Annotated in this window: 13 protein-coding genes and 1 rRNA gene; 2 read left to right on the top strand and 12 right to left on the bottom strand. The window is 71.5% G+C overall.

Translation table 11 applies throughout. The features are described from left to right. Positions 1-234 precede the first annotated feature (234 nt). Both OHA55_RS10420 and OHA55_RS10425 read right to left on the bottom strand, forming a co-directional pair. Positions 235-1,760: ribosomal RNA gene (locus tag OHA55_RS10420) — 16S ribosomal RNA — on the bottom strand. Between the two features lie 709 nt (positions 1,761-2,469). Beyond that, the gene (locus OHA55_RS10425; RefSeq protein WP_266705014.1) at positions 2,470-3,477 is read right to left on the bottom strand and encodes a stage II sporulation protein M; all 1,008 of its coding nucleotides are present in this window, start codon (positions 3,475-3,477) and stop codon (positions 2,470-2,472) included. Between the two features lie 219 nt (positions 3,478-3,696). Between OHA55_RS10425 and OHA55_RS10430 the strand changes: the two genes are divergently transcribed. Then, on the top strand, positions 3,697-4,668 hold the full coding sequence (locus OHA55_RS10430) for an RDD family protein (protein ID WP_266705016.1): 972 nt from the start codon (positions 3,697-3,699) through the stop codon (positions 4,666-4,668). Between the two features lie 108 nt (positions 4,669-4,776). On the opposite strand, the gene OHA55_RS10435 is transcribed toward OHA55_RS10430, so the two are convergent. The 8 genes from OHA55_RS10435 to OHA55_RS10470 all read right to left on the bottom strand — a co-directional run bounded on the left by OHA55_RS10435 (position 4,777) and on the right by OHA55_RS10470 (position 13,609). Continuing rightward, complete coding sequence (locus OHA55_RS10435; protein WP_266705018.1) at positions 4,777-5,418, bottom strand: hypothetical protein; 642 nt, start codon at positions 5,416-5,418, stop codon at positions 4,777-4,779. 148 nt (positions 5,419-5,566) lie between these two features. Continuing rightward, on the bottom strand, positions 5,567-7,024 hold the full coding sequence (gene ahcY, locus OHA55_RS10440; RefSeq protein ID WP_266705020.1) for an adenosylhomocysteinase: 1,458 nt from the start codon (positions 7,022-7,024) through the stop codon (positions 5,567-5,569). A gap of 259 nt (positions 7,025-7,283) precedes the next feature. Beyond that, complete coding sequence (locus tag OHA55_RS10445) at positions 7,284-8,390, bottom strand: cation diffusion facilitator family transporter (protein ID WP_266705022.1); 1,107 nt, start codon at positions 8,388-8,390, stop codon at positions 7,284-7,286. Positions 8,391-8,552: 162 nt separating this feature from the next. Next, a complete protein-coding gene (gene manA, locus OHA55_RS10450; protein ID WP_266705024.1) occupies positions 8,553-9,716 on the bottom strand; it encodes a mannose-6-phosphate isomerase, class I in 1,164 nt (387 codons plus the stop codon). A gap of 282 nt (positions 9,717-9,998) precedes the next feature. Then, positions 9,999-11,150, bottom strand: a complete 1,152-nt coding sequence (locus tag OHA55_RS10455) for an SIS domain-containing protein (protein WP_266705026.1) — start codon at positions 11,148-11,150, stop codon at positions 9,999-10,001. Between the two features lie 111 nt (positions 11,151-11,261). Further along, entirely contained in the window at positions 11,262-11,444 is a 183-nt protein-coding gene (locus tag OHA55_RS10460; protein WP_266710528.1) for a Trm112 family protein, read from the bottom strand. Positions 11,445-11,765: 321 nt separating this feature from the next. Further along, complete coding sequence (locus tag OHA55_RS10465; RefSeq protein ID WP_266705028.1) at positions 11,766-13,130, bottom strand: phosphomannomutase/phosphoglucomutase; 1,365 nt, start codon at positions 13,128-13,130, stop codon at positions 11,766-11,768. Between the two features lie 101 nt (positions 13,131-13,231). Then, the gene (locus OHA55_RS10470) at positions 13,232-13,609 is read right to left on the bottom strand and encodes a DUF3499 domain-containing protein (protein WP_266705030.1); all 378 of its coding nucleotides are present in this window, start codon (positions 13,607-13,609) and stop codon (positions 13,232-13,234) included. Positions 13,610-13,964: 355 nt separating this feature from the next. Here OHA55_RS10470 and OHA55_RS10475 point away from each other — a divergent pair, with 355 nt between their 5' ends. Beyond that, positions 13,965-14,393 (top strand): metallopeptidase family protein, encoded by a 429-nt coding sequence (locus tag OHA55_RS10475; RefSeq protein ID WP_266705032.1) that lies wholly within the window; start codon positions 13,965-13,967, stop codon positions 14,391-14,393. Positions 14,394-14,495: 102 nt separating this feature from the next. On the opposite strand, the gene OHA55_RS10480 is transcribed toward OHA55_RS10475, so the two are convergent. Next, positions 14,496-16,064: a DUF5719 family protein gene (locus OHA55_RS10480; RefSeq protein WP_266705034.1), complete on the bottom strand. Its 1,569-nt coding sequence runs from the start codon at positions 16,062-16,064 to the stop codon at positions 14,496-14,498. After that, positions 16,061-19,993, bottom strand: a complete 3,933-nt coding sequence (locus tag OHA55_RS10485) for a glycosyltransferase (RefSeq protein ID WP_266705036.1) — start codon at positions 19,991-19,993, stop codon at positions 16,061-16,063. The genes OHA55_RS10480 and OHA55_RS10485 overlap by 4 nt, the downstream gene beginning before the upstream one ends. Positions 19,994-20,334 lie beyond the last annotated feature (341 nt).

The following is a 20,334-nucleotide window of genomic DNA, read 5'->3' on the forward strand; positions in this document are numbered from 1 at the left end:
GGCTGAGTTCACTGGGACCGGACTGAAGGCAGCCTCTCGGCCGTACCCTCAGATACCCAACAACGTGCCCGACACAGCCGATCCATCATTACTTTCCACGCCGAAGCAGTACTCGCAACAACCAACCAACCGTGCCGAATAGTCAACGTTCCACCCATGAGCAAACCAGCACCGAACATTCGCCGGTGTACTGGCCTCTGACCAAACCGAAGCCTGGTAAGAAATGCTCCTTAGAAAGGAGGTGATCCAGCCGCACCTTCCGGTACGGCTACCTTGTTACGACTTCGTCCCAATCGCCAGTCCCACCTTCGACAGCTCCCTCCCACAAGGGGTTGGGCCACCGGCTTCGGGTGTTACCGACTTTCGTGACGTGACGGGCGGTGTGTACAAGGCCCGGGAACGTATTCACCGCAGCAATGCTGATCTGCGATTACTAGCAACTCCGACTTCATGGGGTCGAGTTGCAGACCCCAATCCGAACTGAGACCGGCTTTTTGAGATTCGCTCCGCCTCACGGCATCGCAGCTCATTGTACCGGCCATTGTAGCACGTGTGCAGCCCAAGACATAAGGGGCATGATGACTTGACGTCGTCCCCACCTTCCTCCGAGTTGACCCCGGCAGTCTCCTGTGAGTCCCCATCACCCCGAAGGGCATGCTGGCAACACAGAACAAGGGTTGCGCTCGTTGCGGGACTTAACCCAACATCTCACGACACGAGCTGACGACAGCCATGCACCACCTGTATACCGACCACAAGGGGGGCACCATCTCTGGCGCTTTCCGGTATATGTCAAGCCTTGGTAAGGTTCTTCGCGTTGCGTCGAATTAAGCCACATGCTCCGCTGCTTGTGCGGGCCCCCGTCAATTCCTTTGAGTTTTAGCCTTGCGGCCGTACTCCCCAGGCGGGGAACTTAATGCGTTAGCTGCGGCACCGACGACGTGGAATGTCGCCAACACCTAGTTCCCAACGTTTACGGCGTGGACTACCAGGGTATCTAATCCTGTTCGCTCCCCACGCTTTCGCTCCTCAGCGTCAGTAATGGCCCAGAGATCCGCCTTCGCCACCGGTGTTCCTCCTGATATCTGCGCATTTCACCGCTACACCAGGAATTCCGATCTCCCCTACCACACTCTAGCTAGCCCGTATCGAATGCAGACCCGGGGTTAAGCCCCGGGCTTTCACATCCGACGTGACAAGCCGCCTACGAGCTCTTTACGCCCAATAATTCCGGACAACGCTTGCGCCCTACGTATTACCGCGGCTGCTGGCACGTAGTTAGCCGGCGCTTCTTCTGCAGGTACCGTCACTTTCGCTTCTTCCCTGCTGAAAGAGGTTTACAACCCGAAGGCCGTCATCCCTCACGCGGCGTCGCTGCATCAGGCTTTCGCCCATTGTGCAATATTCCCCACTGCTGCCTCCCGTAGGAGTCTGGGCCGTGTCTCAGTCCCAGTGTGGCCGGTCGCCCTCTCAGGCCGGCTACCCGTCGTCGCCTTGGTAGGCCATTACCCCACCAACAAGCTGATAGGCCGCGGGCTCATCCTTCACCGCCGGAGCTTTTAACCCCGTCCCATGCGGGACAGAGTGTTATCCGGTATTAGACCCCGTTTCCAGGGCTTGTCCCAGAGTGAAGGGCAGATTGCCCACGTGTTACTCACCCGTTCGCCACTAATCCACCCCGAAAGGCTTCATCGTTCGACTTGCATGTGTTAAGCACGCCGCCAGCGTTCGTCCTGAGCCAGGATCAAACTCTCCGTGAATGTTTTCCCGTAATCGGGATCACAACACGAGAGCGGAACGACCAGGTCGGAATATGACCGGTCGTTCACAGCGTCCTCGCTGTTGTTGCCCACCGGACCGTTGAGGCCGGTAGGACTTTTCAAAGGAACCACCAACCTGCCGAAGCAGGCCGGGGTATCAACATATCTGGCGTTGACTTTTGGCACGCTGTTGAGTTCTCAAGGAACGGACGCTTCCTTCGGTCCCGTTTCACCGGGGCCCTCCGGGCGCTTCCCTTCGTTCTTGCGTTTCCGACTCTATCAGACTCTTTCGTGTCCGATTCCCGGTCGAAGCGGGTTTCGCTTTCCAGTTCTTCGCTTTCGCGTTTCCCTTTCCGGCGGTCCCAACCTTACCAGACTCTTTTTCGTTCCGTTTCCGGTCCGACTTTGATTCCAGCGACCTGTTGGGGGTCTTTGCCTTTCGGCTGATTCGACTTTATCAGAGCGAATGGGGGTGATTGAACGACCCGAACTCTGAATGAGGAGAATCAAGTGGCTCCGCCGGAATGAACATTCCTTGCAAGAGCGAGATACACAATAGTCGTCGAACCCTGACCTGTCCAGTCCGAGCCAACTAGTAAAATCTACCTCCCCACAAGCACCGTGTCAACAGTTTTTGTGGGCGAAGAGGAGACTAGCAGCTCGGTGAGGCCCGGCGCACATCCCTCGGCACGTGGCGGCCTCCTGAGCGTCACGCTGCGATCGGCAACGAGGCGCCACGGTCGGCCACGGCGACGTCGCCGGTGTCGCCGGCCCGGACCGCGCGTCCGCCCAGAACCCTTACGTAGAGCAGGAAGGCCAGCTCGGCCGCGATGCCGATGGTGATGCGGGCCCAGGTGGGAAGGCCGGACGGCGTCACGAATCCCTCGATGAGTCCCGACACGAAGAGGACCAGGGCGAGCCCGATGGCCATGCCCAGGGCGGCCCGGCCCTCCTCGGCGAGCGCGTCCCGGCGCGAGCGGGGTCCGGGGTCGATGAGGGTCCAGCCGAGCTTGAGGCCCGTACCTGCCGCCACGAACACCGCGGTGAGCTCGAGGAGGCCGTGCGGCAGGATCAGGCCGAGGAAGGTGTCCAGCCGGCCGGCGGACGACATCAGTCCCATCCCGACCCCGACGTTGAGCACGTTGGTGAAGAGGATCCAGATCACCGGCAGCCCGAAGAACGCTCCGAGGACCAGGCACATGGCGGCTGCCTGGGCGTTGTTCGTCCAGACCTGGGCGGCGAACGAGGCCGCGGGGTGGCTGGAGTAGTAGGTCTCGTACTCCCCGCCCGGCTGGGTGAGCGCGCGCAGGTCGTCGGGGGCGCCGATGGCCGCCTGGACCTCGGGGTGGGTGCCGATCCACCAGCCGATGACCACGGTGAGAAGAGTGGAGAGCACCGCCGTGGGCACCCACCAGTGGCGGGCCCGGTAGACCGCGGCGGGGAATCCGGCGGTGAGGAAGCGCGTCACGTCCCGCCACGAGGCTTTGCGGGTACCGGTCACGGTGGACCGGGCACGGGCCACGAGCTGGGTCAGCCGCCCCTCGATGCGCGGGTCCGGCGCCTGGGAGTGAATCAGGGAGAGATGGGTGGCCGTCCGCTGGTAGAGCACGACGAGCTCGTCCGCCTCTGCACCGGTGAGCCTGCGACTCCGCTTCAGCAGTACTTCCAGGCGATCCCACTCCGCGTGGTGGGCGGTGGCGAAGACATCGAGGTCCATGGTGGGTGTCTGCTCCAGGCGAGGGGGCGTGCTGGGCCATTTCTGACGTACTGGATGTGCACGGTCGATCCGGCACCGCCCGAGTCGCCGTGCCAGGCGCCTTCCGCCCGACGGGAATTGCTCGGACAGGCCCAGGTCCGGACATCGTCGGCGCGCCGACGATCAGCTTGGCAGACTGTCCCACAACGGGGCAGGGGTGGGCGACGAAAGGCGACGGCGATGAGCGATCTCGTGACCGGGGACGCGGTAGTTCTGGAACTCAGACCGGCCCGGCTTCCGAGCAGGGCGCTGGCTCAGGTCATCGACACCACCCTGCTGCTGATCGTCTTCACCGTGCTCAGCATCGTCCTGGGCATCGCCACGTTGACGCTCGACGACGCTGCTGTCGCCGCCGTCGCCGTGGCGTCCTTCCTCCTGGTGCTGGTCGGCGGGCCCATAGCCGTGGAAACGCTGAGCCGCGGCCGTTCCCTGGGGAAGCTGGCCTGCGGGCTGCGGGTGGTGCGCGAGGACGGGGGGCCCATCGGGTTCCGGCACGCGCTGGTCCGCGGGGCGATGGGCGTCGTCGAGATCCTCTCGACTTTCGGCGGAGTGGCCGCGGTCGCCTCCCTGGTCTCCGCCAGGGGCCGGCGGCTCGGTGACGTGTTCGCCGGCACGATCGTCGTACGAGAACGCGTACCGATCGACCGTTCCCGGGCTCTGCAGCCGCCTCCGCCGTGGCTCGGGGGTCGTTTCGCGCAGCTGGACCTGTCGGCGGTGCCGGACGAGTTCTGGCTCGCCGCACGGAGTTACGTGTCCCGTCTGCACCAACTCGATCCCGCCGTGGCGCACGCACTCGGCCGGCGGCTCGCCGACGAGCTGGCGGCCCGCACGGCTCTGCCTGCGCCGGACGGCGTCGCCCCCGCCGCCTACGTCGCGGCCGTGCTGCACGAGCGCCGGGTTCGCGAGGCGCGACGGTTCGAGGCACTGCGGACGCCACCCGCCGGGCGCCCGCAGGACCGGGCACCGGGGGCCGTGTCGCCGGGGGCACCCTGGGGAGTACCCGCACCGGTGGCCGACGGGGCCACGGGGTGGGGAGCCCCCGCGAGTGCGCCCGTCGTGGGCCGGGAAGCAGCGCCCGTGCCCCCCGTGCTGACCGGGCCCCCTGTACTGACCGCCCCCGGCGGCCCGACCGGGTTCGCTCCGCCCGCCTGAGCGAACCGCCGGATGCGGCCCCGCCGTCTGCGCGGCCGGCACGCCGACGCCTGCCGGCGAGACTGCCGGCGAGACGGACCGCCGTCGGCCGCACCGAGGTCGCCAGGACTACTCCGCCGGGTGCTCCTGTCGCGGTGCGGGCTTGGGCGAGGGCGGGGATTCGAGGTCTTCGAGCTCGATGCCGGGCGCGGCGAGGACCACGTCCCCGGCGAGGTGCACCGTGTGGCGCTCCCCCGTGTTCAGGTCGCTGACCTGGTAGGTGTCCACGAGCAGAGGGCCGTTGTCAGTGGCGTGCGCTTCACTGTCCATCAGTGCCCAGGACTGATCGACGGTCAGGGGAGCGAGAACCGGATCCGTGAAGGTGACCAGACGGATGCGGGTCTCGGGGGAATCCGGGGTGAGGCGCAGAAGTCGCGTGACGGCGACGAGAAAAGCGGGAGAGGTGCCGGAGAAGGCGTGGGCGCGGACGTTGCCCTCCGCCGGATCGGCGCCGGTGGGGTCGGTCCGGACCCAGGTGACGCCTTCGAGGGCGGCGCCACGGATCTGCCAGCCGCCCGCGTGCAGTTCGAGACGGATGGGCCGGCCGAGTTCGTCGAGCGCGAGGTCGGTGGAGCCGAGGTGGTCGCCGGAGGGAGTGGTCCTCTGCGCGACGTAGCGCCAGCCGGACGGTCCGGGGGCGCAGTGGAAGTGCTCTTCGCCGAGGGGGGTGCGATCGTGCGGATCGTGGAGCGAATAACGGCCGCGGGGCATGAGGTCCTTCGGGCTGCGCGGGCGGGGTACGGGGCAGGCCCCCGGCACGGGGGTGCGGGGGCCTGCGCTCGTACCTGCTGCTGAGACTGTTCCGGTCGCCGGCGGCCACGCTCCCCGGGCTGCGGGGGCGGGCCGTCGGCGGGCGGGATCAGTAGCGGTAGTGGTCGGACTTGTACGGGCCGTCGACCTCGACGCCGATGTAGGCGGCCTGCTCCGGGCGGAGCGTCGTGAGCTTGACGCCCAGCGCGGCCAGGTGGAGGCGGGCGACCTTCTCGTCGAGGTGCTTCGGGAGCACGTAGACGTCGGTCGGGTACTCCTCCGGCTTCGTGAACAGCTCGATCTGGGCCAGGGTCTGGTCCGCGAAGGAGTTGGACATGACGAAGGAGGGGTGACCGGTCGCGTTGCCGAGGTTCAGCAGACGGCCCTCGGAGAGGACGATCAGGACCTTGCCGTCCGGGAAGGTCCAGGTGTGGACCTGCGGCTTGACCTCGTCCTTGACGATGCCGTCGATCTTGGCCAGGCCGGCCATGTCGATCTCGTTGTCGAAGTGTCCGATGTTGCCGACGATCGCCTGGTGCTTCATCCGGGCCATGTCGGACGCCATGATGATGTCCTTGTTGCCCGTGGTGGTGACGAAGATGTCGGCCTGCTCGACGACGTCGTCCAGGGTCGCGACCTGGTAGCCGTCCATGGCCGCCTGGAGCGCGCAGATCGGGTCGATCTCGGTGATGATCACGCGGGCGCCCTGACCGCGGAGGGACTCGGCGCAGCCCTTGCCCACGTCGCCGTAACCGCAGACGACGGCGGTCTTGCCGCCGATGAGGACGTCGGTGGCGCGATTGATGCCGTCGATCAGGGAGTGACGGCAGCCGTACTTGTTGTCGAACTTCGACTTGGTGACGGCGTCGTTGACGTTGATCGCCGGGAACAGGAGGGTGCCGTCGCGGTGCATCTCGTACAGGCGGTGGACACCCGTGGTCGTCTCCTCGGTGACGCCGCGGATCTCGGACGCGAGCTGCGTCCACTTCTGCGGGGCCTCGCCGAGGGTGCGGTTGAGGAGCGTGAGGATGTGGGCGTACTCCTCGCTGTCCGCGGTGGACGGGTCCGGGGCCGCGCCGGCCTTCTCGAACTCGACACCCTTGTGGACCAGGAGGGTGGCGTCACCGCCGTCGTCCAGGATCATGTTCGGGCCACCGGTGGCGGTGTTCGGCCAGGTCAGGGCCTGCTCGGTGCACCACCAGTACTCTTCCAGCGTCTCGCCCTTCCAGGCGAAGACGGGGACACCGGCCGGGGCCTCGGGGGTTCCGGTCGGGCCGACGGCGATGGCGGCGGCCGCGTGGTCCTGGGTGGAGAAGATGTTGCAGGAGGCCCAGCGGACGTCGGCGCCGAGGGCGACGAGGGTCTCGATGAGCACCGCGGTCTGCACGGTCATGTGCAGCGAGCCGGTGATGCGCGCACCGGCCAGCGGCTGGGCCGCGGCGTACTCCTTGCGGATCGACATCAGGCCGGGCATCTCGTGCTCGGCGAGGGTGATCTCCTTGCGGCCGAATACCGCGAGGGAAAGGTCGGCGACCTTGAAGTCCTGGTTCTGGCTGACCGTCGTCATGGCGGGTCTGCTCCTCGTGAGGATCGAGGGTGGGCTGGCTGGCAGTGCGGCGCCGGGCACACGGATGCCCGGGAGTCGCAGCGCAGTCCGTCGGAGGCCCTCTCTCCCTCGGCCGGCCCGCTTCCGCGGACCGATCGACCGCCATCAGCAGCGACGTCTGGTACGCGTACGAATCTACACCGCGCAGAGTTGAGCGCACCGGCCCGTGGGGGGACGGTGCGCTCACCGGACGTGCGGGACGACGGCGGGACAGCGGGTATCAGTGCCCCGGGCCGGAGGGGCCTTCGCCGCCGGAGCTGCCCGGGACGTCGGAGCCGCCCGGGCCGTCGGAACCACCCGGGGAGCCGGAGCCGTCCGTACCGGCCGGGCTCTCCGCGGCGTCCGGTTCACCGGCGTGCCGCTCGGCGTCCTCGGCCAGGGTGGACCGGCCGGGGTTGGTGCCCCTCGACGCGGCGTCCGGGCTGTAGATGTCGGGCTCCAGGTAGATGACGCGGGCGATCGGCACGGCCGCGCGGATGCGGGTCTCGGCGGCGTTGATCGCGTTGGCGACCTCGGTCGCGGTGTCGTCGTGCTGGACCGCGATCTTGGCCGCGACCAGCAGTTCCTCGGGGCCGAGGTGGAGCGTGCGCATGTGGATGATGCCGGTCACCGTGTCACCGTCGACGACGGCGGCCCTGATGCGCTCGACCTGCTCGGGTCCGGCCGACTCGCCGAGGAGCAGGGACTTCGTCTCAGCGGCGAGCACGAGCGCGATGACGATGAGCAGGATGCCGATGCAGAGGGTGCCGATGCCGTCCCAGACGCCGTCGTCGGTGGCGAGCGAGAGGCCGACGCCGCCGAGCGCGAGGACCAGACCGATGAGCGCCCCGAAGTCCTCCAGCAGGACGACGGGGAGCTCGGGGGCCTTGGCGCGGCGGACGAAGTCCGTCCAGCTCATCGTGCCGCGGGTCTGGTTGGACTCACTGATCGCCGTACGGAAGGAGAATCCCTCGGCGATGATCGCGAAGACCAGCACGCCCACCGGCCAGTACCAGGCCTCGATGGGGTGCGGGTGCTTGATCTTCTCGTAGCCCTCGTAGACCGCGAACATGCCACCGACCGAGAACAGGACGATGGAGACGAGGAAGGCGTAGATGTACCTCTCGCGCCCGTAGCCGAAGGGGTGCTCGGGGGTGGCCTGGCGTTGCGCCTTCTTCCCGCCGAGCAACAGGAGTCCCTGGTTGCCGGAGTCGGCGAGCGAGTGGACGCTCTCCGCGAGCATCGACGAGGAGCCACTGAAGAGGAACGCCACGAATTTGGCCGCCGCGATGGCGAGGTTGGCGGAGAGTGCCGCCACGATCGCCTTGGTTCCGCCTGACGCACTCATGGGTGCCTGGTTTCCCTTCGTCGGTGCTGCAAACGCGGATCGGTGCCGTGCACGCGGGTCGCCGCGGTACAGCCGCACGGGGCTGCCGCCGCGGTACGGCCGCACACGGTTGTCGCCGCGGTACGGCCGCACATTGTTGCAGCACCTCGGACGGGCGGTACGTCAGGCCACCACGGTGGCACGGAAGAGTGTGCCGTTACCTGACGTTTCGACCGTTTCACCCGCCGGTACGAAGACCGAGCCGCCGGGGACGAGGTCCAGGTCGCCGGTCCGGAGCGCGCCCGCGGTGCAGAGCAGGATCTGCGGGGTGGCGGCCGTCAGGTCGACGGGGGCGGCGCCGGGCGAGAGGTCGAACCGGGAGAGCCGGAACTCGTCGACCGGGGTCTCGTACGGTTCCTCGCCGGAGGGGGTCGCCTCGGGGCGCAGTACCCCCGGCTCGGTGGCCTCGAAGCGCACGACGCGCAGGAGTTCGGGTACGTCGATGTGCTTGGGGGTGAGTCCGCAGCGCAGGACGTTGTCCGAGTTGGCCATGATCTCGACGCCGAGGCCGTCGAGGTAGGCGTGCGGGACGCCCGCGCCGAGGTAGAGCGCCTCGCCGGGCTGCAGCCGCACGTGGTTGAGCAGCATCGCGGCGATGACCCCGGCGTCGCCCGGGTAGTGGCGGGCGATCTCGGCGTAGGGGGCGTGCGGGCCGCCCAGACGTTCGGCGGCGGCGGCCGCCTCCCCGACGGTCGCGGCCATCTCCTCCGGGTCGGCGGTGAGGATCGCGGTGAGCACCTCGCGGAGGGCGGCCTCCTCGGGCTGGGCCCGGAGCAGGTCCGCATACGGCTTGAGGGAGTCGGTGCCGAGCGCCTCCAGGAGGGCTGCGGCCTCTTCGGGCCGGCGGAAACCGCAGAGGCCCTCGAACGGAGTGAGGGCGCAGATCAGTTCGGGCTTGTGGTTGGCGTCCCGGTAAGTGCGGTGGGGGGCGTCGAGCGGGATGCCGCGGGACTCCTCGTCGGCGAAGCCGAGCCTGGCCTGCTCCAGGTCGGGGTGGACCTGGAGGGAGAGGGGGGCTCCGGCGGCGAGGAGCTTGAGGAGGAAGGGGAGGCGGGGGCCGAACTTCTCGACGGTCGCGGTGCCGAGTTCGCGGGCCGGGTCGGCGGCGATGACCTGGTCGAGGGGGAGTTCGGCGCCGTCGCGGGTGAGCAGGGACGGCGCTCCGGGGTGGGCGCCCATCCACATCTCGGCCTGCGGCTCCCCCGTGGGCGGGGTGCCGAGCAGCTCGGGGATGGCCGTGGTGGAGCCCCAGGCGTAGGGGCGCACGGTGTTGGACAGCCGGTCCATGGAGGGGTCCTCGGGTTTTCGTGAAGGTGTGGCAGGCGGGACAAGGTGTGGCAGGCGTGACAGGTGCAGCAGAGTGGGACGGGTGTGACGGACGGGCCTTGTGGGACATGCGCGGCCGATAGGGAGGGCCGACAGGGAGTCGGCCGGTAAGGAGCGCCGGTCAGCCGGTACGGGGACGGGCGTGGCGGGTTGCTCGCGCGCTGCCCGGCGGGATGCCTGCCGCGAGGGAGCGGCCCGTGCGGCACGAACAACGGATGCCGGCCCCGGCCGAATCCGGTCGGGTCAGGCGGGGTTCTCCCCGGTCGGCGGTTCGGTGGCCAGTGAGAGGTAGACGGCGGCGAAGTCGGTGACGGCGAGGAGTTCGGCGAGCGCTTCGAGTTCGCTGCCCTCGTCGGGTTCGAGTTCGCTGATGGCCGTGTCGTGGCCGAGGGCGAGCTCGCGGGCGGCGGGGGCGGCGGTCAGCCCGCCGGTGGGCCGGTCGCGGAGGAGGACGACCCGGGCGCGCAGCGCCTCCCCCTCCTCGACGCGATCGCGGAAGAAGTCCTCGGGGTCGGCTCCGGCCGCGAAGTCCCCGGCGAGCAGGGCGCCGTGCGAGGGCAGGGCTTCGGGGAGCGGCGCGGTGAGCGCGGGGCGGCCGGCGAGTTCGGCGAGGACCGCGGCGAACCGTCGGCCGACCGGGCCCGCCGCCTCGCCCTCGGTCCAGACGAGCGGCAGCGTGTCGGCGAGCTCGGCGGCGAGGGTCTTGGCCGGGTTGCTGTACGTGGCGATGGCCGGCCCGCAGCGTTCGGCGGTGCGGTCCAGCCGGTCGGCGATCTTGCGCAGGTCCTCGTCGGACGCGGAGACCAGCCCCACCCGGTCGAGCAGGGCGAGGAGCGGGGTGAGCAGTGCCCAGAGGGTGCCGGGGCCGGCGGCCGAGGTCTCGGCGTCGTACTCGCCGTGCGGGGCGGCGGCCATGGGCACGAGGAGCCCGTGGGCTCGTTCGACGGCTTCGCGGAGCGGTGAGCGGGTGGGGGCGACGGCGACGACGGAGCAGCCGCGCCGGTAAGCCTGTTCGGCGAGGAGCGAGAGGCCGGGTTCGGCGCCGTCGGCTGTGGCGATGAGGAGCAGGTCGACCGGTCCGGCCCAGCCGGGCAGCGTCCACCGCAGCGCGCCGCCGGCCGGCGCGACGCCGGTGGGCCGGATGCGGGTGACGGGTGCGGCGGCTCCGGCGAGGGCGCCGACGATGTCGGCGACGCCCGCGGCGGCGGTACCGGGACCGGCGACGAGGACGGCGCGGGGCCTGCCCTCGGGGGTCAGCGCGCCGACGCCGGCCTCGGCGGTGTGCAGGGCTGCGGTACGGACGCGGGCGCCGGCCTCGGCGGCACCGCGCAGAAGCCCTCGCCGGTCGGCCCTGGCCAGGGCGTCCGGGGCGTCGAGCAACGTCTCGTCGAGCATGGCGGTGGGCCTCCGATCACCGTGCGGATCAGTGTGCGGGTGCCGGGCACGGGCGCGGTCGGCCGCCGCCGGGGGTTCCGGGGGCGCCGGGGGCGCGTACCTGGCGTCGCGTCACGCGGGGCGGCGGGCCTCGTCGACGAGGAGTACCGGGATGCCGTCGCGGACCGGGTAGGCCAGACCGCAGTCGGCGCCGGTGCAGACCAGCTCCGGGCTGTCGTCCGCCGTGCGGTCGTCGAGCGGGGAGTGGCACGCCGGGCAGGCGAGGATCTCCAGAAGGCCGGCTTCGAGCGCCATGGGGCGGGTCCCTTCGAACATGCGGGTGAGCTTCGCGCGGTTGGGGCGAGGCCAGCCTACCGCCGGGGTGCGGGGGTCGCGGTCCGGCAGGACCGCGTCCCCCCGCTGCGCGACGGCCGGGCGGGAAGGCGCCGGGGGCCGCGCGACGACCGGGTGTACTCACCGGCAACGGTCGCAACATGGCCCGGCGACGGTACGCGGATGCGGCCGGGGCGTGAACGGGCCGGGGTCGGCGGATGGACGGACCCGGTCGCGCGGCGGACGGGCCACCGTGGCCGGAGGGACGCGCCGTCGGCCCGCCCCGCGGAAGACGGCGTCCGGCTACGCCCGGATGAGGGCCAGCGCCGCGTCCCGTACCGCCGCCATCGTGGCCTCGTCGCGGGCTTCGGCGTTCAGGCGCAGCAGCGGTTCGGTGTTGGAGGCGCGGACGTTGAACCACCAGTCGGCGGTGGCGACGGTGAGGCCGTCCAGCTCGTCGAAGGTCACGTCCTCGCGGTCGGCGTACGCGGCGCGGATCGCGGCGAGGCGGTCCGCCTGGTCGGCGACGGTGGAGTTGATCTCGCCGGAGCCGGTGTAGCGGTCGTACGAGGTGAGCAGCGCGGAGAGGGTGCCGTCCTGTCCGCCGAGAGCGGCGAGGACGTGGAGGGCGGCGAGCATGCCCGTGTCGGCGTTCCAGAAGTCCCGGAAGTAGTAGTGCGCCGAGTGTTCGCCGCCGAAGATCGCGCCGTGTTCGGCCATCTCGGCCTTGATGAAGGAGTGGCCGACGCGGGTGCGGACGGGGGTGCCGCCGTTCTCGCGGATGACCTCGGGTACGGACCACGAGGTGATCAGGTTGTGGATGACGGTGCCCTTGCCGCCGTTGCGGGCGAGTTCCCGCTCGGCGACGAGTGCGGTCACGGCCGAGGGTGAGACGCCGGCACCGCGTTCGTCGACGACGAAGCAGCGGTCGGCGTCGCCGTCGAAGGCGAGACCGAGGTCGGCGCCCTCGGCGAGGACGCGGGCCTGGAGATCCACGATGTTGGCGGGGTCGAGGGGGTTGGCCTCGTGGTTCGGGAAGGTGCCGTCGAGCTCGAAGTACATCGGTACGACGTCGAGCGGGAGGCCCTCGAAGACGGTGGGGACGGTGTGGCCGCCCATGCCGTTGCCCGCGTCCACGACGACCTTGAGCGGGCGGATCGACGTCAGGTCCACGAGCCCGAGGAGGTGGGCGGCGTAGTCGGTGAGGGTGTCGCGCTCGGCGAACGCGCCCTTGGTGGCGGCCGGGGCGGGCGCTCCGTGCTCGGACCACTGCTCGACGAGCGTGCGGATCTCGGCGAGGCCGGTGTCCTGGCCGACCGGTGCGGCTCCGGCCCGGCACATCTTGATGCCGTTGTACTGGGCCGGGTTGTGCGAGGCGGTGAACATCGCGCCGGGCACGCCGAGGATTCCGGAGGCGTAGTACAGCTGGTCGGTTGAGCAGAGTCCGATCAGGGTGACGTCGGCGCCGCGGGCCTGGGCGCCGCGCGCGAAGGCGCCGGCGAGGCCGGGCGACGAGGGGCGCATGTCGTGACCGATGACGATCGCGTCCGCGTCGGTGACCTGGACGAACGCCGCGCCGAAGAGCTCGGCGAGCGGCTCGTCCCACTGGTCGGGTACGACGCCGCGCACGTCGTACGCCTTCACGAGCTGCGACAGATCAGCAACCACGGCCGGTCCTCCTGGGGTCTGGGCTGAGCGCCCAAACTACCGGTCCCTCGGTACGCCGATGCGGGCCGCCCACCGGCGGTGCGGGCGGCGGGCGGGGGCCGTCAGGAGTCGGGGGAACGCAGGACCCGCAGGTGGCCCCGGCGCGCGACCTCGACGGGGTCGGCGGTACGCGGCCCCCGGCCGGTCGTGTCCTGGCCCCGGTCGTGCGGGCGGGCGGCCTCGCGGACGGCGTTGGCCAGCGCTTCGAGATCGTCGGCGCTGTGGCGGGTGGGCGCGGAGGAGTCGGTGAGCCGGACCACCTCCCAGCCCCGGGGCGCGGTGAGCCGCTCACTGTGTTCGGCGCAGAGGTCGTAACAGTGGGGCTCGGCGTAGGTGGCGAGCGGGCCGAGGACCGCAGTCGAGTCGGCATAGACGTACGTCAGTGTCGCGACGGCAGGACGGCCGCACGCGGTGCGCGAACAGCGACGTACAGGGCTCACGATGTTGGACGGTACCGCACTCTTGAGCGGGCTGCGACGACCCTCCCCCGGGTCCGGGCACCGTGTCGGCGGCCGTCCCCGGTGGCGGCGGCCTTCCGGGGGGCCGCACGGGTCCGCGGTCCGGCGGGGAGTGGCTGGTCACAGAGGTTCCGCTTGTGTGCGTCCGTGGGCACCCGGTGGTGACGGGGAGGGCGGGGGGTGAGGATTCCGTGATCACCAGCGGGGCCGAAAAGTAGCTCAACTTGGCCGGAAAATCGAGGTTGAGGCGTCTCCGGGGAAATCCGCGGACGTCACCGCGGCACCCGGCGCCCGGGCGTCGGACCACCCGTGCCGGGAGGGTTACGCTGCGTCGGTGATGGACAGTTCCGTACCTTCGCCCTCGCCCGAACCCAGGCCCCGGCGCCGCGACCGCCACGGACGCGGCATGCGCGGGCCGGTGGCACCGCCGCAGGTGCCGATGTCGGTGAGTCGCTCGCAGACGTTCCACGATCTCGTGCAGGCCTCGGTGGAACGCCTGGAGCGGCGCTGGCCGCAGCTCGCCGAGGTGGACTTCATGGTCACGGACGTGCCGTCGGAGGCCGAGGACACCGTGCCCCTGGGGCGCGCGGTCTCGGCGGTGAAGGGGCAGCCCGCGCAGATCTTCGTCTACCGGCGCCCCGTGGAGATCCGGGCGAAGAGCCGGGACGAACGGGCGCTGCTGGTGCACGAGGTCGTGGTGGAGCAGGTCGCGGATCTGCTGGGGCTCTCCCCGGAGTCCGTGGACCCCCGGTACGGGCAGGACTAGTGACCTGAGTCAGGTCACTGGCCCGTACGGCGTCGTGCGGGTGGGCCCGGGCGTACCTGCCACCCGGGCCCACCCGCACGGCCGATCCGCCGGCCCGGGCCGTCAGTCGTCCAGCACCGTCAGGTCCTGCACCGCGGCCGGGACTTCGACCGTGCCCCGGTCGTCCGGCAGCGTCTGCACGGTGAACATCTGCACGCCGTCGTCCGGGAGGGCGAGCGTGCGGGCGGCGTAGACCGGGCCGCCCGACTCCGTCTCCACCGTCAGCGCGTACGAGCCCTTGAGTCCGGCCGGGACGGGCGGGGTGAACGCGAGGGTCGTGCCGCCCTTGACCGTGTACGACTTGACGGTCTGTTCGCCCCCCTCGCTGCCCGCCGAGGCGGTGACCTTCACCTGGGCGGTGGCGCCGGGCGCGACGAGCGAGAGGGTCGAGCCCTTGGACCGGTTGTCGGCGACGCTCGCCCGCGCCCCGACCGGCCGGGTGGCCGGGATGTACGCGATCTCCTGGCCGGAGCCGGTCCCCCGCACCACGCGCAGCGCGGCCACGATCGGGGTGGACCGGTCGCCCTCGGACGGCGTCAGTCGCAGCGAGCCCGGCTCCTTGCGGGTGACGTTCTTCAGGTCGACGCTCGCGGTCATCCCGGACTTGATGTGCAGGGTGTCGTTGCCGGCCGGTGAGAAGGTCGCCGTCTTCCCCACCAGTTGGACCTTGAGGTCCGCGTCGTCGTCGCCGGGCGCGAACGCGATCAGCTGGACCGAGGTGGCGTCGGCGGGGATGCCGGGCATCACCACCGTGGCGGCGGGGTCCGCGGAGGCGGTGAGCCAGTCGCTTCCGGTGTCCTCGGTGGCACCCCGGACCACCGCGCCGACCCGGCCGCTGCGGGTGGTGACGTGGGCGGTGACGCCGTCGACGGCCTCCTCGGTCAGGGTGGAGAGCAGCATCGCCACGCTGGACCGCCCGGGAACGGCGATCCCGTCGCCGACGTCCGCCTTGAGGTCGCCCTCCGGGCCGAACAGCTGGATGTCGACGACGGCCGCGCTGTCGTCCGGGTTGGTCAGGTGGATGTAGTCCTGCGCCTTCGCGGCGGTGCTGACGCCGGGGAACCAGAACTCCGTGTCGGGCGCGGTGCAGCTGACGCCGAGCAGTCCCCGGGTGGTGCCCACGCTGACCGAGGTGGTCTGCTGCGTGCTCCAGCCCGGCGCGAGAGCGCCGGTGGCGGTACCGACGAGGGCGGGCGCGTCGGCGCCGTTCGCCTCGGCCGTGACGGGTTTCCCGGCCTCCTTGAGCGCGAGGACCGGCTTCTCGGCCTTCTTCTTCGCCGCCTCCGCGGCCTTGGCCGCCTTGGCGTCGTCCGCCTTCTCGGTCCTGTCGGTCTTGTCGGTGGTGCCCGCGTCGGTCGTCCCGTCGGCCGGGGCGGGAAGCGTCTGCTTCAGCGCTGCGGCCGACTCCCCGCTCGCGCCCTTCCCCGCAGGGGTGAAGGAGGTGTACGCGGTCTCGGCCAGTTCGGAGTCGCTGGGCGCCGGGCAGAGCAGGCTGGACCGTTCGACGGGCAGCCGTGAGGCCGCCGCGGCCTTCGCCGGCGCGGTGTCGCCGGGCGCGTTGAACGCGGCGAAACCGGTGACGGCGGCGAGGGCGACGGTGCCCGCGATGAGGGACAGGGGGGTGGACTTCACTCGGACTCGCCTCGCGATGCGTTACGGGTCTGCCACGGCGCCTGGTCCGGGGCGTTCGGGTCGACCTGCTCGTCGGTGTCGGGGACGCCGTACCGCTGCCCCGCGTACGGGTCGTACGGGGCCTGGGTCTCGTAACCCTGGTACTGCTGCTGTTCCTGTTGTTGCTGCTGCCCGTAGCCGTACGGGTCGTAGACCTCGGCGTTCTGCTGGTAGGGGTCCCCGGCCTGCGGGAACTGGCCGGTCGCGTACTGGTCCGTCGTGGCGTACTGGTCCGTCGTCGCGTACTGGCCCGTCTCGTACTGGCCCGTCTCGTACTGGCCCGTCTCGTACTGGTCGGCCTGATACGGGCCGTCCTGGTAGGGCGCGTACGCGGGCTGCTGGTACTGCTGCCCGTCCCACTCGGCGTACTGCTGCTGGGGAACCGCGGCGTACGTGCCCTCGCCCTCCTCGGCCGGCGCGGCGTACGTGCCGTCGCCCTCGGCCTGCGCGGGAACGTGGACGCCGTCCTCGGCCTGTCCGGCGTACGTGCCGTCGCCCTCCCCCTCGGCCTGCGCGGGAACGTACGGCTCCGGCTCGGGGCGGTCGCCCTCGGGCGCGTCGGCGGGGAACCCGGACTCGTCCTGCGGGGTGTCCGACGCGGCGGCAGCGGCGGCAGCTTCGGCCTCGGCGGCGGCGCGGAGCCGGCGGGCCCGTCGCCCGTCGCCCTCGGCCGCATCCGCGGCGGCGGCGGCTTCGGCGTCCTCGGGGAGGTCGTCGTCGATCTCGCGGCGGCGGCCCGGCAGGGCCATGACCACGAGGACGACGGCGAGCCCGATCTGCGCCCAGATCCACACGGAGTGCGTGATCGGGGTGTCGTAGGTGAGGTCGAGCCGGCCGCCGGAGGCGGGAAGCTCGAAGCCCTGGGCCCAGCCGTCGACGGTCTTGCGGGTGAGCGGCTTCCCGTCCAGGGTGGCCAGCCATCCGGGGTCGGCCGCGTCCGCGAGGCGGAGCACCCGGCCGTCCTCGCCCGCCGGGATCTTGGCGTGGGACTCGACGGGGCCCGAGGGCACCACCACTCCCGCGCCGTCGCCGGAGGCCGGGACGATCATGACGCGGGCGACGTCCTGGTCGACCCGCCACAGGGCGCTGCCGTCGAGCTGGCTGAGGCGGCTCAGGCCGGGGGTCGCGTCGAGGACCCGGCCCATCTCGCGCGGAGCGCCGTCGCGCACCAGGACGTACCGCACGGCGAAGCCGCTGAGCTGGTGGCCCTGGTCGGCGCCGGAGCCCGCGACCAGGTTGGCCACGATCTTGTCGAGGTGGCTGTTGCTGCCGGTGGACCCGGTCAGTTCGGCGTCGCCGAGGCGGGCGCCGGAGCCGCGCACCAGGGTGTACGAGACCGAGCCGGCCGAGGTCCCGCCGAGCACCAGGGTGCGCGGCTGGTCGGCCGTTCCGCTCTCCTCCGCGACGAACGCGGGTACCTGCACCGGGTCGCGGCGCTCCAGCGGTCCGGCGGCGCCGCCGGCCATCCAGGCGAGGGCGGCCAGCACGGGTGCGGCCGCGGCGGCGAGCGCGATCAGCGCGGCCACCGGCTGCCGCCAGCCGAAGCTCAGGGCGGCGACGCGGATCCGCGCCCCGTCCGCGCCCAGCAGGGCGGCGGCGATCAGCGCGGCGCCGTAGACGAGGGTGGCGGGACCGGCCCAGGTGGTGCCGTTGCTGATGCCGGCGAAGAGCAGCCCGACGAGGGCGGCGGCCCAGGAGGCGCGGATCGCCATCTGCCGTTCGCCGCGCAGCAGGGCGGCGAGGGCCGCGAGCACCACGCCGAGGAAGAGGACGGAGCCGGTGCCCTTGGGGCCCCCGGGGCTGAGCGAGAGCAGGTCGACGGCGGACGCGGTGCCGTCGCCGAGGTCCAGGCCCGCTTCCCCGAGGAGGTCGGACGGCCGGGTCAGCAGGCTCAGCGACCAGGGTGCGAGCACGAGCAGCGGGGTGCCGACGGTGGCGAGGAACCGGAGTCCGTACGCGGCGAGGTCCCGGCGGCGCAGGGCGAGCACGCCCAGGCCGACGACGACGGCGAGCGGCCACACGATCGGGGTGAACGCGGTGGTGAAGGTGAGCAGCAGGGTGAAGGCCCAGGTGGCCCGCCAGCTGCCGCGGACCCGTCCGTCGCCGCGCAGCCCGTGGGCCGAGACGGCGGTACGGGCCATCAGCGGGAGCAGCACGGCGAGCACGGCGGTGCCCAGGCGTCCGGTGGCCAGCGCTCCGGTCACGGCCGGCAGGAAGGCGTACGCGATGCTCGCCCAGGCCCGCAGCAGGCGGGACTCGATGAGCGGCCGGGACGCGAAGTAGGCGGTGAGTCCGGCGAGCGGCACCGAGCAGACCAGCAGCAGGGTCAGCGCGAAGCCGGTGGAGCCGAGGAAGAGGGCCGAGACGGCGGCGACCACGCCGAGGTAGGGCGGGGCCGCTTCGGTGGAGCCGGTGACGACGGGGTGCCAGCCGTCCGCGAACCGGGCCCAGAGGTCGGACACGGAGTCGGGTGCGGGCAGCAGTGCGCCGCCGGCGAGTGCGCCGCCGCCGAGCAGGCCGCGGCAGGCGAGGAGCGAGACGAACAGCAGCAGCGCGAAGAGGACGGGGCCGGGTTTGCGGCCGATCCGCTTGAGCCGGGCGAACTGCTCGATCTCCAGGAAGTCGGCGTCGTCGCCGCCGGGTCCGGACTCGACCGCGCCGTGGCGCGAGCCGCCCGCGGCGTCGGCGTCGGAGCGGGAGCCGAAGTTTCCGGCGGCCTGTTCGACGGTGGCGCGGACGGTGGCACCGGGCGGCGGGAAGAGGGAGCGGAGTTCGGCCGGGTCGACGGCACCCTTGCCGCGGGCGCGGCGGGCGGCCATGATCCTGCCCGGCCGCAGCAGGGTGCCGATGAGGCCGGTGACCTCGTCGAGCGCCTGGCCGGGGACCTTGCCGACGAGGTAGGCGAGGGTGCGGAGCAGGGTACCGACGACGAGGCGGAGCAGAACCCAGGGGAGCTTCTTGGCCGGGCTGTTGGCGAGCATCGCGTAGACGGCGCCGGCCCGGTCGACCCGGTGCGGGCCGACGACCGAGCGTCCGGCGCAGTCGATGGGGCGGCGCTCGCGGGCGGCTGCCTCGGCGTGCCGCAGCACGGCGTCGGGGGCGACGAGCACCCGGTGTCCGGCCATGTGTGCGCGCCAGCAGAGGTCGACGTCGTCGCGCATCAGGGGGAGTCTGCGGTCGAATCCGCCGAGCTCCTCCCAGACGTCGCGGCGCACCAGCATGCCCGCGGACGAGACGGAGAGGACGGAGCGGACCTGGTCGTGCTGGCCCTGGTCCTGTTCGCGCCGGTCGAGCGCGGTCCAGCGGCGGCCGCTGTTGGCGATGGTGACGCCGACTTCGAGGAGCTGCCGGCGGTCGTACCAGCCGCGCAGCTTGGGTCCGACGATCGCGACATTCGGGTCGGTGTCGACGACGCGCAACAGTTCGGCGAGGGCGTCGGGCTCGGGGGCGCAGTCGTCGTGGAGCAGCCAGAGCCACTGGACGGGTTCGCCGTAGGGGAGTTCCGGCAGGTCGTAGGCGTCGTCGCGCCACGTCCTGGTGACGGGGTCCCAGCCGCTGGGGCGCTTGAGGTACGGCAGGTCGTCCGGGGTCAGCTCGCCCGCGGTGCGTACCGCCTCCTCGACGGCGGTGCCGAAGCCGGTCCGGCGCGCGAGGTGCAGGACGCGGTCACCGCCCAGCGCCTCGGTGACCAGCCGGGCGGAGTCGTCGGCGCTGCCGGTGTCGGCGGCGACGGCGTTCTGTACGGGGCGCTCCTGCCCGAGCAGGCCCGCGAGCGCGTCGGGCAGCCAGCGCGCGCCGTCGTGGGAGACGAGCACGGCGGTGACGACGTGCCGGGGGAACTCTGGGGGGGCGGACGCGTTCGGCGCCGCCGGGTGACTCTGCACGGACATCGAGGTACGGGCCCTCCGGCCGGGTTCCGGGGGCGTTCCCCCGGTGAGGCTGCATCGGTGTACACGCGCGCCCCGGCGGGGCGTTGGCGTGTCTCGGACGGGGCCCCACACTAACGGTACGGATCGGGGGCGTTGGCGCCGAGCGGGTGAACCCCGACCGCACCGCGCGGGGTATGGGGGCCGCGCGGCCGGTGTGGGCGGTGGCGCCCGGCGCGGGTACCCGCACGCCGATGGCCCGTGGTCCGGACCCTGGGGGGAAGGGTCGGGGCCACGGGCCATCGGGCTGTCGTGGGGTTCCGGCGGGCGTACGGACGCGGGGTCCCGTACGGGAGCGGGGGCGC

The organism is Streptomyces sp. NBC_00102, from assembly GCF_026343115.1.
GTDB lineage: Bacteria > Actinomycetota > Actinomycetes > Streptomycetales > Streptomycetaceae > Streptomyces.